This window comes from Niabella ginsenosidivorans (assembly GCF_001654455.1).
Lineage (GTDB): Bacteria > Bacteroidota > Bacteroidia > Chitinophagales > Chitinophagaceae > Niabella > Niabella ginsenosidivorans.
The window spans coordinates 87,628-101,457 of sequence record NZ_CP015772.1; the positions used below are offsets into that span (position 1 = coordinate 87,628).

A 13,830-nucleotide genomic window follows, 5' to 3' on the forward strand; every position below is an offset into this window, starting at 1 on the left:
TAACCGTTGTTCCGGCTGAAGGGCAAAGGGCATCCGGATTGCCTGCATGATATAACTGCAAACATGCTAAGACTAATAAATAGATATTCCTGTTTAATTATGATTAAGAAAATTTTGGGGTATGGCGCTGTTATGATAGCAATAATTACGCCAGCCAGCACAACCGGCCAAAACGCTCCCGGTATTTTGACCGTGCAAAAAATCATGCGCGATCCCAAATGGATCGGCAGTTCTCCTTCGGATGCTGCCTGGAGCAGCAATGGGAAAACCCTGTATTTTTCCTGGAATCCTGCCAATGCTCCGGCCGACTCTGTTTACAAAATTACCATCAACAATAAAACACCGCAGAAAGTAAGCATAGAAGAGCAAAGGCAATCAGTCTTCACTGATCAGGTAAAGTATAATCAAAATAGAACAGCGGCTACCTGGGTAAAGAACGGTGATATCTACTACCGGAATGCAGCCGGTAAAACAATACGGATTACTCAAACACAGGAAGATGAGTATAACCCTGTGTTTAGTTTTAATGAAACCAAAATCGTTTACAACAGTGCCCGGAATTTATATGCCTGGGATATTGCCACCGGTACTACCTGGCAACTGACCCGTTTTATCAATGAGGCCCCACATACTGATAAAAAACCGGACCGGGAAGAAGCCTGGCTGAAAAACGACCAGCTGGCGAATATGCAGGTATTGAAAGAACGAAAAGAAAAAAGGGACGCTACAGCACAATACAACCAGCTGCTGGAGGAAAAGAATCCCCGCGATATTTATTTAAAAGAGGCCCAGTTAACAGGTACAACCATCAGTCCGGATGGCCGCTTTATAACCTATCGCCTTTATTATCCCGTAAACGGCAAAAGAACCATTGTACCGGATTATATTACAGAGAGTGGCTATACAACAGATATTAACGGGCGTACCAAAGTAGGCAGCCCGCAGGGAACGACGACTTTTTATCTATACGATCGGTTGAAAGATACTTCTTATGAAATAAAGCCTCAAAATATTCCCGGCATCAGGGATATACCCGCATATATAAAGGATTACCCGGCTGAATTTCAGAAAATGCAGAAAGACAGCGTCTTGCGCAGTGTTAATTTCTATGGTGTGGAATGGTCGCCCGATAGCCGGCATGCCCTGCTGGATATTTATGCAAATGATCACAAGGACCGCTGGCTGATGATACTGGATACGGCTTCGGGAAATCTGCAACTGGCAGACCGGCAACATGACGATGCATGGATAAGCGGACCGGATATCAACCCCCGCTATACAGGCTGGATCGATAATCAGACGATCTGGTTCCAGAGCGAGGCAACCGGCTATTCGCACCTGTACACCTATTCATTGCCTGCGCAGACAAAAACAGCGCTCACATCCGGTAACTATGAAGTACAGGAAGCAAAGTTGTCGAATGATAAAAAATCCTTTTACATTACTACCAATGAAGTGCACCCCGGGGAAAAGCAGTTTTACAGGCTGGATATAAAAACAGGATCAGCACAGCGCATCACCGGGACGGAAGGCGCCAACGATGTAAGCATTTCGCCCGATGAAAAATACATCGCCATATTGCATTCTTATATCAATAAACCCTGGGAGCTATACCTGCAGGAGAATAAAGCAGGGGCAAAACCGGTGCAGATCACTTTTAAGGCGCAGAGCGATGAATTTAAGCAATACAGGTGGCGGGCGCCGGATGTGGTTACTTTTACCGCCAGGGATGGTGCTAAAGTATACGCACGCGTGTACAAGCCGGAAAATGCAAAACCCGGCATGCCGGCCGTATTTTTTGTGCACGGAGCCGGCTACCTGCAAAACGCGCATAAATGGTGGAGCTCCTACTTCCGGGAATATATGTTCAACAACCTGCTGGCGGATAATGGCTACTATGTGATGGATATTGACTATCGAGGAAGTGCCGGCTATGGCCGCGACTGGCGCACGGGTATTTACCGGCATATGGGTGGAAAAGATCTGACGGATCATGTGGATGCAGTAAAATACTTAGCAGACACCTACCAGATTGATCCTGCAGAGGTGGGCATGTATGGCGGCTCCTATGGTGGGTTCATGACCCTCATGGCGCTGTTTACCGAACCGGATGTATTTAAAAGCGGTGCGGCCTTAAGGCCCGTAACGGATTGGGCCAATTATAACCACGGCTATACTTCTGATATTCTGAATGAGCCTTTTACAGACAGCCTGGCTTATTACAGGAGCTCTCCCATCTATTTTGCAAAAGGATTAAAAGGCAACCTGCTGATCTGCCATGGAATGGTGGATACCAATGTAAACTTCCAGGATGCAGTAAAACTGGCCCAGCGGTTAATAGAACTGGGCAAGGATAACTGGGAACTGGCGCCTTTCCCTATGGAAGATCATGGTTTTATAGAACCCAGCAGCTGGACGGATGAATATAAACGCATTTTTAAACTTTTTGAAAGTACCTTAAAGCAATAGGAATACATTAGATCACTTGCACGCTCCAAAGTGGAGCGGGCGCCTGAAAATACCCTGATTGCCGTAGCCAGCGTCCTTGCTGCCTGTAAATAAGGGCGGCTTATACGAAATAGAATCGGTATCGGAATATGTTCGGTTACATCAGAAGAGGCGTATTATAAAATTTTTCTTAACTTCAGGGGTAAGCTATTGCCTATGCAATCCTCTGTTGCCATATTCCTGGGAAGAACGCCTTTTCTGAAATTAGTCATACCGCTTATTGCAGGAATTCTTTTACAATGGTATGGCCAGCCTGCTGTAATGCACAGTATTGCCGGGTTTATTATTATAATCCTTGCTGTTGTTCTATTCCGCTTATTGCCGGTATACGGGCGTCTCCGGTTTAAATGGTTGCAGGCACTGCTGATTGTTCTGGGCCTCCTGTTCATGGGCATGCTGCTGACAGTGATGAATGATGTGCGCATTAACAGAAACTGGTTTGGCAACAGGTACCAGAAAGGTATGTACCTGTGGGTAACTTTACTTGAAAAGCCGGTTGAAAAAAAACGTTCCTGGAGGGCGGACGCCATAATAAACGGCCTGATCTCGAATAACAACGTTCAAAAGGTAAGCGGCCGTCTGACCCTTTATTTAAAAAAGGAAACAGACATGGATCAGCTGAATGCCGGGGATCAGTTAGTATTCCGGAAAGATCCGCAGGAGATAAGAAATACGGGAAACCCGGGTGGATTTGATTATAAACGATATGCCTTTTTTAATGGACTTACACACCAGGTTTTTCTTACAGCAAGTGATTTTATAAAGATGCCGGTGCCTCCAAAACCAGGTTTTCGTTTGTGGCTGTTTGAAAACCGGGCCTCCGTTTTGAATATCCTGAAACGATCTATTCATGGCCCTAAAGAACTGGGACTGGCTGAAGCTTTGCTGATCGGGTATCGCGATGATCTGGATAAAGACCTGCTGCAATCATACAATGATACCGGTGTAGTGCATGTAATTGCTGTTTCCGGTATGCATCTGGGCCTGGTATACTGGCTGCTGAACCTGTTTTTAAATCCTTTGCTGAAACGGCGCGGTACCCGCTGGCTCCATCCGGTGATCGTACTCACCGTATTGTGGATATTTACATTACTGGCAGGTAGTGCCGCATCAATAGTAAGAGCTGCAGTAATGTTCACGTTTATTTTGTTGGGGAAGACCTTTAACCGCAATGCTTCTGTTTATAATACACTGGCAGCTTCCGCATTTGTACTGCTTTGTTACAACCCTTACTGGTTATGGGATGCAGGCTTCCAGCTATCCTATACAGCCTTACTGAGCATCGTTATTTTTTATAAACCGGTCTATAAACTGGTTTTTGTCTGTAACAGGTCATTAAATGCAGTGTGGCAACTGTGTGCAGTAAGCTTTGCAGCCCAGATACTGACTGTACCGGTTGCCGCGTATCATTTTCATCAGTTCCCGGTATATTTTTTAATAACGAATATACTGGTAGTGCCCCTGTCTGGTTTCATTCTTATCGGAGAGCTTCTGCTGCTGATTGTTGCTCCGGTTCAGGAGCTGGCCCGGTTTACCGGGAATTGTTTAAGCGCGTCCATCTGGTGGATGAACAGCATCATTGAGCATCTTGGGCATTACCCGTTTGCAGTGTGGAAAGGCATCCGGTTAAATGGGTTGCAGGTCGCCCTGTTATACATTTTTATTGCAGGTGTCACCGTTTGGCTGCTGCAAAAGCGGAGATCCGGTTTGTGGATAGGTATAACAGGCCTGTTGTTATTAACAGGTATCAGAGCCGCAACATTCTGCAATGCCGGGAAACAGCAAAAGCTGATCGTTTACAACATCAGCGGAACCAGCGCTATAGATTTTATTGATGGCCGCAGCCACTTCCTGTATGGTGATTCTGTCCGGATAAACGATCCGTTTATACAGAAAACGGTTATTTTACCTGCAACGACCTTATACCGCTTAAGAGCGCCGGGCAATATGAACAATCTGCAGCAAAACGGCCGTTTGTTCAGGTTTAAGAACCGGTCCGTTTTGCTGGTGGGCGACCTGCCGGATGCGCTTACAGCCCCGATTGCCATCAGGGGTAAAATAGACCTGGTGATCCTTTCAGGAAGCCCCAGGCTGTACATAGCTCAATTGCTGCAGCGGGTGCAGCCCGCACAGGTGATCATTGACGGCTCTGCACCGGCCTGGAAAGCGCGGTACTGGCAAAAAGACTGCGACGCGCTTCATATTCCCTGTCATAATGTTGTGGAGAAAGGAGCTTTTGTAATGAACTTTTGAAGACGTACCTTTGCGCCTCCCGCTATGGCGGGGCCCATTCAACATTCCAAAATCATTTTATGAATAAAAAGATCCAATCTGCACTGATTTCCGTTTTTTACAAGGATGGTCTTGAACCCATTGTTAAAGAATTATCCCGCCTGGGCATTACCATCTATTCTACCGGCGGTACCCAGAAGTTTATTGAAGACCTGGGCATACAGGTAGTTCCCGTAGAGCAACTGACCACCTATCCTTCTATTTTAGGAGGGCGTGTAAAAACGTTGCATCCTTCAGTATTTGGAGGGATTTTAGGCAGAAGAAACCTGGAATCTGATGTGCAGGAAATGGCCGAATACAAAATTCCCGAAATTGATCTTGTTATTGTAGACCTGTATCCTTTTGAAGAAACCCTTGCCAATACTAATGAAGAAAAGCTTATTATTGAAAAAATTGATATAGGCGGCCCTTCCATGATCCGCGCGGCGGCAAAAAACTTTAAGGATGTGGTTGTGATTGCTGCCAAAAAAGATTATGCAGTGCTGGAAGAATTATTGAGGACGCAGAATGGGGAAACAACGATTGAACAGCGGAAATCTTTTGCGGCAAAAGCATTTGAAATTGTCGCACATTACGATGTAGCCATCTCTGCCTATTTCAACGGCAACAACGGGGAATACTTTTTACAGTCTGTAAATACTCCCAAAGCCATGCGGTATGGCGAGAACCCGCATCAGACCGGTACTTTCTATGGAAAGCTGGATGAACTGTTTAATCAGTTAAACGGTAAAGAGCTTTCCTATAATAATCTGGTAGACGTGGATGCAGCCGTACAACTGATTCATGAATTTCCACAGGAAGCAGCAACGGTTTTTGCAATCATCAAGCACACGAATGTCTGTGGCGTTGCAGCGCGTGCATCAGTAAGTGAAGCATGGAAAGATGCCCTGGCAGGCGACGCCGAGAGTGCTTTTGGAGGCGTACTGGTAACCAATGGTACGGTAGACGAAGCAACGGCCCATGCCATCAATGAGATCTTTTTTGAAGTGCTGATTGCACCCGCGTTTGATGAAGCGGCATTGAATATTTTGAAATCTAAAAAGAACCGCATTTTATTACAGTTGAAACCCCAGGCATCGGACCCAGGGCTTCAGGCAAAATCTGTGCTGAATGGCGTACTGACCCAGGGGCAGGATAAGGGCAACTATACAGAATGGAAAGAAGCCGGTGGGCGGCAAACGACCGCGGCAGAAAAAGCAGATCTGGAATTTGCGAACATTATCTGCAAACATTTAAAGTCAAATGCGATTGCATTGGTAAAAAACAGGCAACTGGTGGGCAAAGGCGCAGGGCAGACCAGCCGCGTGGACGCAGTGCGCCATGCAATTGAAAAAGCAAAACAATTTGGCTTTGATCTGGCTGGCGCCGTACTGGCAAGCGATGCCTTCTTCCCTTTTAACGACAGCGTGCAGATCGCTCATGAGGCCGGGATAGTGGCATTTATACAACCTGGTGGGTCTATACGTGACAAGGATTCTATCGAATATGCACAACAGCATAACCTGGCAATGGTGCTGACCGGTATGCGGCATTTTAAGCATTAAAATTTTTTAGTAATGGCCGGTAAATACCGGAATTCCCTGCAGCGTTTAAGAAACCCTGCAGGGATTTTTTATAATGACTCCTATAAAATAAATTTGTCTACCTACTAATAGGTAGATACCTTTATCATTAAATATGGATACCCGGTCTGAAATAATACGCATTGGAGATGACCTGCTGAGGGAGCGCGGGTATAATGCTTTTAGTTTCTCAGACATTTCGCAAAGACTGCATATAAAAAATGCTTCTGTTCATTATCATTTTCCTACAAAAACATCCCTGGGGCTGGCCATTATTGCTAAATATGAACAGCAGTTCCGGCAGCTCCGGCAGGAAATGGCCTGCCGGGCTCCCCTGGAAAAGCTGGATGCTTTTCTGAACGTATACACTACCGCGCAGAAGGAAAATAAGATCTGCCTGGTAGGAGCGCTTGCCACGGATCTGTATACAGTGGATCCGCAGATGCAGCAGGCCTTAAAAAGAATCGTGCGGCAGATACTTGGCTGGCTGATGCTTATATTGAAAGAGGGAAAGGCTGAAGGTGTATTTGTGTTCAGGGCTCCTGTAAGAACAAAAGCATTGCTGGTTATTACCAATATGATTGCAGCCCTGCAGCTCACAAGACTAACCGGACAAAAGGATTTCCGGGAAATAAAAAAAACAATTAGTAACGACTTAACAAATAACAAATGAAACGTGTAGTAATAACCGGGTTAGGCGCTTTAACTCCTGTTGGCAATAATACGGCAGCGCTTTGGCAGTCTTTGGTAAACGGCATAAGCGGGGCTGCGCCCATCACCCGTTTTGACGCTTCAAAGTTTAAAACCCGGTTTGCCTGTGAGCTCAAAAATTTTAATCCGCTGGATTATATAGAAAAAGCGGAGGCCCGCAGGTATGATCTGTATACACAATACGCATTGATTACCGTGGCAGAAGCAGTAAAAAGCGCGGGTATCAATTTTGAAGAGCTGGACAGGGACCGGGTCGGGGTAATATGGGGGTCCGGTAACGGAGGCATCCAGACCTTTCAGCAGCAGATAATCGAATTTGCACAGGGCGATGGCACACCGCGGTTTAACCCGTTTTTTATCCCGAAGATGATCGTTGATATTGCTTCAGGGGTCATCTCCATCAAATACGGCCTGCGGGGAATCAATTTTACAACAGTTTCGGCCTGTGCTACTTCCAATACGGCTATTATTGATGCCTTTAACTACATCAGGTGGGGAAAGGCCAATATGATCATTACCGGCGGATCTGAAGCCGCCATCAACGAAAGCGGTGTGGGCGGGTTTAATGCTGCAAAGGCACTCTCCACCAATAATGAGGAAGCGGCCACTGCTTCAAGGCCTTTTGATATATCGCGCGATGGTTTTGTAATGGGGGAAGGCGCCGGGGCATTGGTGCTGGAAGAGCTGGAACATGCTAAAAGACGGGGCGCGCCTATTATTGCTGAAATTGCAGGAGGCGGAATGGCAGGGGATGCCTATCATCTTACAGGTACCCACCCGGAGGGAGAAGGCGCCCGCCTGGGCATGCTGGCCGCGTTGGATGATGCGGGGATTACGGCTGGAGAGATTGACTACCTCAACACACATGCTACCTCTACCCAGCAGGGAGATCTGAGTGAGCTGAAAGCAGCGGAGCGGGTATTTGGTACAGAAAGCACCATCAATATCAGCGCTACCAAATCCATGACAGGGCATTTGCTGGGCGCTGCAGGCGCTGTTGAAGCCATTGCCTGTATCAAGGCCATTGAGCACAATATTGTTCCGCCCACCATTAATTCCACTGAAATAGAACCCGCATATAAAGACGTCTTTAACCTGACGCTGCACCAGGCACAACAACGGGAAGTACGCTATGCAATGAGCAATACGTTTGGCTTTGGCGGGCATATTGCCACCACGATTTTTAAGAAATACGAAGAGTAGGGGCGCATTCGGTTATCAGTTTGCAGTTATCAGTGATCAGACTGAAAACTCAACTCTCAATTCTCAAACCTTTTCGTCCTGTCATTGTAATAATAATACAAATAGTATGTTATGGAAATACGATTAAATACAGATAATAATTTTACCGCTTCAGCCGCTTTTCTGGAAAAAGTGAGCGAAGAGCTTAAAAAAAAGCTTCACCGGTTTAGCGAATATATTACTGCAGCCGAGGTATTCTTTGGAGATGAGAACAGTAATAAAACCGGAGTAAATGATAAACGCTGCACTATTGAGGTGCGCCCCAGGCACCTGCACCCGGAAGCGGTAACCCATTATGCAGACACTGTGGATCATGCCTTTAACGGGGCAGTGGATAAGATAAGAAATTTGCTGGACAATCGTATAGGAAAACTGCAAAGCAGGTAACGAAATGTTTTGCACACCTTGTGTATAAGAACTTGTATGCGTCTCAATTTTATATAATTAATTTGTAACGGTAATGGTATGGCAACCAGGGTTCAATTGTTGCCTTTAAAAGGGAATCCCGTGTAAATCCGGAACTATCCCCGTAGCTGTGAGGCCCTTTAGCCAGAAGTTTTATAAAATAGCCACTGTTCGATCTGTGAATGGGAAGGTTTATAAAAACGGGCCAAGTCAGAAGACCTGCCAGTACCATTTTTTGAAAATGCAATGCTTTCGGGTGAAAGGCAGCGTATTATTCCGGAAGGAAATACCTTATTTCCAATGGAATAATCGTCGTCTCTATCCCCGTCTTTTTTAGAATAAAAAGTAAAAGAACAGAATTTATTATGGGCTTATTTGATAAACGTGTCAACTACAAACCTTTCGAGTATCCGGAAGTGCTGAAATTTACTGAAGCGATCAATAAATCCTTCTGGGTACATTCAGAAGTGGATTTTACCGCTGATGTACAGGATTTTCACAGTCACCTGAATACGGCGCAGCGGAATGCGATTAAAAACAGCCTGCTGGCAATAGCTCAGATAGAGGTGGCCGTAAAATCTTTCTGGGGCAGTTTATACAACCATATGCCAAAGCCGGAGCTGAACGGGCTGGGCAGTACATTTGCAGAATGCGAGTTCCGCCACTCTGAGGCCTATTCCCGTTTACTGGAAGTACTGGGTTATAATGATGAGTTCTCAAAACTGATCCAAGAACCGGTAATTGCAAAACGCATACAATACCTTTCAGAAGCGCTGAAAGACGCTAAATCGAACGACCATAAAGAATACACCCTGTCTCTGATCCTGTTTTCCATTTTAATAGAGAATGTTTCACTGTTCAGCCAGTTTGCCATCATCCTGTCTTTTACCCGTTTTCGCGGGCTGATGAAAAATGTAAGCAACATTATTGCGTGGACATCGGTTGATGAGCAGATACACGCAAATGCCGGTATTTACCTGATCAATAAAATAAAGGAAGAATATCCTGAACTGATCGACGAAGCAATGGAATACCGGATCATGGCGCTGGTAAAAGATTCTATTGAAGTGGAGAGCAAAATTGTGGACTGGATCTTTTCTGAAGGGGCAATTGATACCATTAACAAAACAGACCTGCTGAACTTTATGAAGTTCAGGGTAGATGAAAGTTTTGAGAAACTGGGATTTCCCAAGCAGTTCCACATTTCGCTGGAAGAGTACCGCCCGATGCAGTGGTTTGAAGAGGAAGTATTTGCAAATAGTCTGGATGATTTTTTTGCAAAACGCCCAGTGGAATATACCAAGCACGACAAGAGTATTACGTATAACGACCTTTTTTAGCGGAGGCGGGTTTTGTAGCTGTCCTGTGGCCGGAACAATGACCCCGATAGCTATCGGAATGCAACACCTGCCTTCCGGACAGGAGGCGTTGCTGCTATAGGTAGTGCAGCAGGTAAAAAAATAAAATTGCAGAACAATAAGAAACCTGTCCGCAGGAGGCAGGAAATAAATAGCAAACTATAATAGTAAATATATGGAAAGGCTTTGGTGGAAAAACGAAGAAAGTGAACAGATCCTGAACAGGGGATATCTGTTGAACGGTGAAACAGTAGAAAAAGCAATAGACCGTGTTTGTACGGCGGCAGCGCAGCGCCTGTACAAGCCGGAGCTGAAGGAAGCCTTTAAAGAAATGGTGGAAAACGGGTGGATGAGCTTCAGCTCGCCCATCTGGGCCAATATGGGAACAGAAAGAGGATTGCCGATCTCCTGTTTTAACGTACATATGCCGGATAATATTGAAGGCATTACCCATAAGCTGGGCGAAGTGATCATGCAGACAAAAATAGGCGGGGGCACCTCAGCTTACTTCGGATCATTGCGGGGGCGCGGCAGTGCGGTTACTGATAATGGCAAGAGCAGTGGTGCCGTAAGCTTTATGCGCCTGTTTGATACGGCAATGGACACTATCTCTCAGGGAGGCGTACGCCGGGGCGCTTTTGCTGCTTACCTGGATATTGACCACCCGGATATTGCGGAGTTTTTGAATATTAAGGATATCGGGCATCCTATTCAGAACCTGTTCTATGCAGTTTGTGTACCGGATTACTGGATGCAGGAAATGATTGACGGTGATATTGCAAAAAGAGAGATCTGGGCACGTGTGCTGGAAAGCCGCCAGCAAAAGGGATTGCCTTATATTTTCTTTACAGATAATGTAAACCGGGCAAAACCACAGGTGTATAAAGACAATAATCTTATTATACATGGCAGCAATCTTTGTTCTGAAATAATGCTGCCTTCAACTGAAGATGAATCATTTATCTGTTGTCTTTCCTCCCTGAATCTGGAGCTGTATGATGAATGGAAAGATACAGATGCCATTAAGCTGGCAGTGTTCTTCCTGGATGCTGTATTACAGGAATTTATTGCAAAAACAGAAGGGAATCATTACCTGGCCAATGCCAATCGTTTTGCAAAGCGGCACAGGGCGCTTGGTTTAGGCGTATTGGGATGGCATTCTTATCTGCAACGCAATATGATCGCTTTTGAAAGCATGAAGGCAAAACAATTAACACATTCTATCTTTTCCGAGCTGCAGGAAAAAACAGAAAAAGCAACCATAGAACTGGCGCGTATTTATGGCGAGCCCGATTTGCTGAAAGGATATGGCCGCCGCAATACCACGGTAATGGCTATTGCACCAACGACTTCATCTTCAGCCATATTGGGACAATCTTCCCCCGGTATTGAACCGTTTGTAAGCAATTATTATAAGGCTGGTTTATCAAAAGGGAACTTTATCCGCAAGAACAAATATTTAAAAGCGCTGTTACAGGAAAAGGGAATGGATACGGAAGATGTATGGCGCAGTATTATGCTGAACCATGGCAGCGTACAGCACCTGGAAGGGCTAACAACCCATGAAAAGGATGTGTTTAAAACGTTCCGCGAAATAAGCCAGCTGGAAATTATTCAGCAGGCGTCCATCCGCCAGAAATTTGTAGATCAGGGGCAAAGCCTGAACCTGAACATACCTCCGGGGCTGCCCGTAAAAGAGGTCAACAAGCTATTGATAGAAGCCTGGAAGCTGGGTGTAAAATCATTATACTATCAGCGTAGTCAAAGCGTTTCCAAAGAACTGGTTACTACATTAACGGTTTGCAGCAGCTGTGAATCCTAAGAGAACAGGTATCAGTTATTAGAGGGCCGTTTCCACAGAAACGGCCCTTTTGTTTATGCGCTGCCTTCTCTGGTTCTTGACCAGGAATTCTATATAATGAACTACCAGGATCAATAATTTGGCCGGGAATTACGAAAACACCGTTGCAATTTTTGGCGGTACCAGCCGGTATACCCTGTAATCTAGGCTGCTGGTTCAATAGCGCAGGAAATTGAAAGTGAATAAAAAATCCCTGGTTCATGAACCAGGGATATATAATAGAAAACCGTTCTGCTGAGTTAAAAAGAAGGGTATCCTGGATTCTGCACAAGGTTAGGATTAGAAGAATGTTGCGCATCCGGAATAGGGAATAGCCTTGTATAAGTTCCTGCATCGGCTGCTTTTTTGGGAGAGCGGGTACCGCCACGTGCACCGTCAAAATAATGTGTTCCGTCTGCTACATCAAAGCGGATCAGATCCTGCCTTCTCCAGCCTTCCCAGGCAAGCTCCCGGGCTCTTTCTGCTAAAAGGTTGGCAGGGGTTATATTCGCAGTTGTCCAATTGTGTGCTGCATCACCACTATAAGCCCGAAGCCGAACTTGGTTTACCAGGTCTGCAGCGGAACCGGTTGCGCCTACTGCTGCGCCGCGCATGATCGCTTCTGCGCGCATAAGCAAAATATCTGCTAACCGGAATAAAACAACATCATTGCTCTGGCTGCCATTAGCACCTGCCTCAGGATAATATTTTATTTGCCGGGCCCCGGAAATCCGGCCAGCGGCAGTTGGATCGGATAAAAGAGTGAAATTGGGCTGATATGCTAAAGGAATATTATCAAACAAGGAGTCGGTCTTTGAGAAGACCAGTACATTTTTATCCGGAGGATAGGGGTACAGGTCAGAATACTGTTGACCAACTAAAAACTGGCCGGTCCGCTGATCCTTAAATGTCCGGTAAATTTTGCCTGCATTTGTTGAGTAAACAGAAGTTGTGTCATAATTGCCATAATAGAAATCGCCGTGTGTGCACCAGCCATTATACATACTGCCCGGAAGCAAACCAAATGTTGGGTTCTGGTTATAGTGTAATGTTTGGCGTTCCTTGTCGTTCCCGGTAATATACTTGTTGTCAAAAGGAACAACGAATATATTTTCTTTGGAATTGTCATTGGTTGGCTTGAAATTATCAAAATATCCAGGCTCCAGTGAATATTTGCCTGAGAGAATTATGGAGTCGCAAGCCGCAGCGCAATCTGCCCAATGAGCAGTTCCCGTGTAAACCTGGGCATTCAGATACAATTTAGCCAGTGTTGCGAAGGCCATCCATTTTGTTACCCTACCATAAGTTGAATTATCAACTGTTGAGCTTAGTAAAGGAATACTGGCCTTTAACTCTGCTTCAATAAATGTATACACTTCCTGGCGGGTGTTATTTTTAACCGTGCTTGGATCTGTCTGGAAGCTGCTTACAATTGGCACATTTCCGAAATTATCCACGGCCAGTAAATAGTAATAGGCCCTCAGTGCTTTTAATTCTGCATTTATATTGTCAATATTGGAAGGCTTTTCGGGTAAGCCGTTCACCACGTCCAATATAAAGTTGCATTTTCCGATCCCTCCAAAAATGGTGGACCAGGCATTATTTACTGTTTCTTCAGTTGGCGTCCAGTTATGTAAATAAACCCGTTGGTGATTCCCATTATCATACCAGTCATTTCCACGGGTAGGAATAATGATTTCGTCCGTAGACACGCCATTCAGTTCCTGGAAGTCCCATACACATAATCCTTGTAATTGAGTATACGCCGGGGCTATACCCGCAGCTACCTGATCAGGTGTTTTCCAGAAATTGGCGTTTTCAATGTTACTGTAAACGGGTGTATCTAACTTGGTACATCCGGATGCGACCCCTAATATAATCGCAGTTATAATAAATATTTTTTTCATTGCAC

9 protein-coding genes and 1 riboswitch are annotated in these 13,830 nt (G+C 45.4%); of the genes, 8 read left to right on the forward strand and 1 reads right to left on the reverse strand.

The window, feature by feature from the left end; all coding sequences use genetic code 11:
- The first annotated feature begins 99 nt into the window (after window positions 1-99).
- The 8 genes from A8C56_RS00420 (at window position 100) to A8C56_RS00455 (ending at window position 11,900) form a co-directional block, all read left to right on the forward strand.
- A complete protein-coding gene (locus A8C56_RS00420; protein WP_084489884.1) occupies window positions 100-2,469 on the forward strand; it encodes a S9 family peptidase in 2,370 nt (789 codons plus the stop codon).
- A 195-nt stretch (window positions 2,470-2,664) separates the two neighbouring features.
- Complete coding sequence (locus A8C56_RS00425) at window positions 2,665-4,761, forward strand: ComEC/Rec2 family competence protein (protein ID WP_067750638.1); 2,097 nt, start codon at window positions 2,665-2,667, stop codon at window positions 4,759-4,761.
- 59 nt (window positions 4,762-4,820) lie between these two features.
- Window positions 4,821-6,344: a bifunctional phosphoribosylaminoimidazolecarboxamide formyltransferase/IMP cyclohydrolase gene (purH, locus tag A8C56_RS00430; RefSeq protein WP_067750640.1), complete on the forward strand. Its 1,524-nt coding sequence runs from the start codon at window positions 4,821-4,823 to the stop codon at window positions 6,342-6,344.
- A gap of 133 nt (window positions 6,345-6,477) precedes the next feature.
- On the forward strand, window positions 6,478-7,035 hold the full coding sequence (locus A8C56_RS00435; protein ID WP_067750643.1) for a TetR/AcrR family transcriptional regulator: 558 nt from the start codon (window positions 6,478-6,480) through the stop codon (window positions 7,033-7,035).
- Window positions 7,032-8,276, forward strand: a complete 1,245-nt coding sequence (gene fabF, locus A8C56_RS00440) for a beta-ketoacyl-ACP synthase II (RefSeq protein ID WP_067750646.1) — start codon at window positions 7,032-7,034, stop codon at window positions 8,274-8,276. Before A8C56_RS00435 ends, fabF begins: the two co-directional genes overlap by 4 nt.
- 111 nt (window positions 8,277-8,387) lie before the next feature.
- On the forward strand, window positions 8,388-8,702 hold the full coding sequence (locus tag A8C56_RS00445; protein ID WP_067750648.1) for an HPF/RaiA family ribosome-associated protein: 315 nt from the start codon (window positions 8,388-8,390) through the stop codon (window positions 8,700-8,702).
- Between the two features lie 57 nt (window positions 8,703-8,759).
- A riboswitch (cobalamin riboswitch) is annotated at window positions 8,760-8,961 on the forward strand.
- 124 nt (window positions 8,962-9,085) lie between these two features.
- The gene (locus A8C56_RS00450; RefSeq protein ID WP_067750651.1) at window positions 9,086-10,060 is read left to right on the forward strand and encodes a ribonucleotide-diphosphate reductase subunit beta; all 975 of its coding nucleotides are present in this window, start codon (window positions 9,086-9,088) and stop codon (window positions 10,058-10,060) included.
- A gap of 193 nt (window positions 10,061-10,253) precedes the next feature.
- Window positions 10,254-11,900 carry a ribonucleoside-diphosphate reductase subunit alpha gene (locus tag A8C56_RS00455; protein WP_067750653.1) on the forward strand — a complete coding sequence of 549 codons (1,647 nt, stop codon included), beginning with the start codon at window positions 10,254-10,256 and terminating at the stop codon, window positions 11,898-11,900.
- Between the two features lie 278 nt (window positions 11,901-12,178).
- Here the strand turns inward: A8C56_RS00455 and A8C56_RS00460 are convergent, their stop codons facing one another.
- Window positions 12,179-13,825, reverse strand: coding sequence for a RagB/SusD family nutrient uptake outer membrane protein (locus A8C56_RS00460; protein ID WP_157097827.1), 1,647 nt, complete (start codon window positions 13,823-13,825; stop codon window positions 12,179-12,181).
- Window positions 13,826-13,830: the final 5 nt, after the last annotated feature.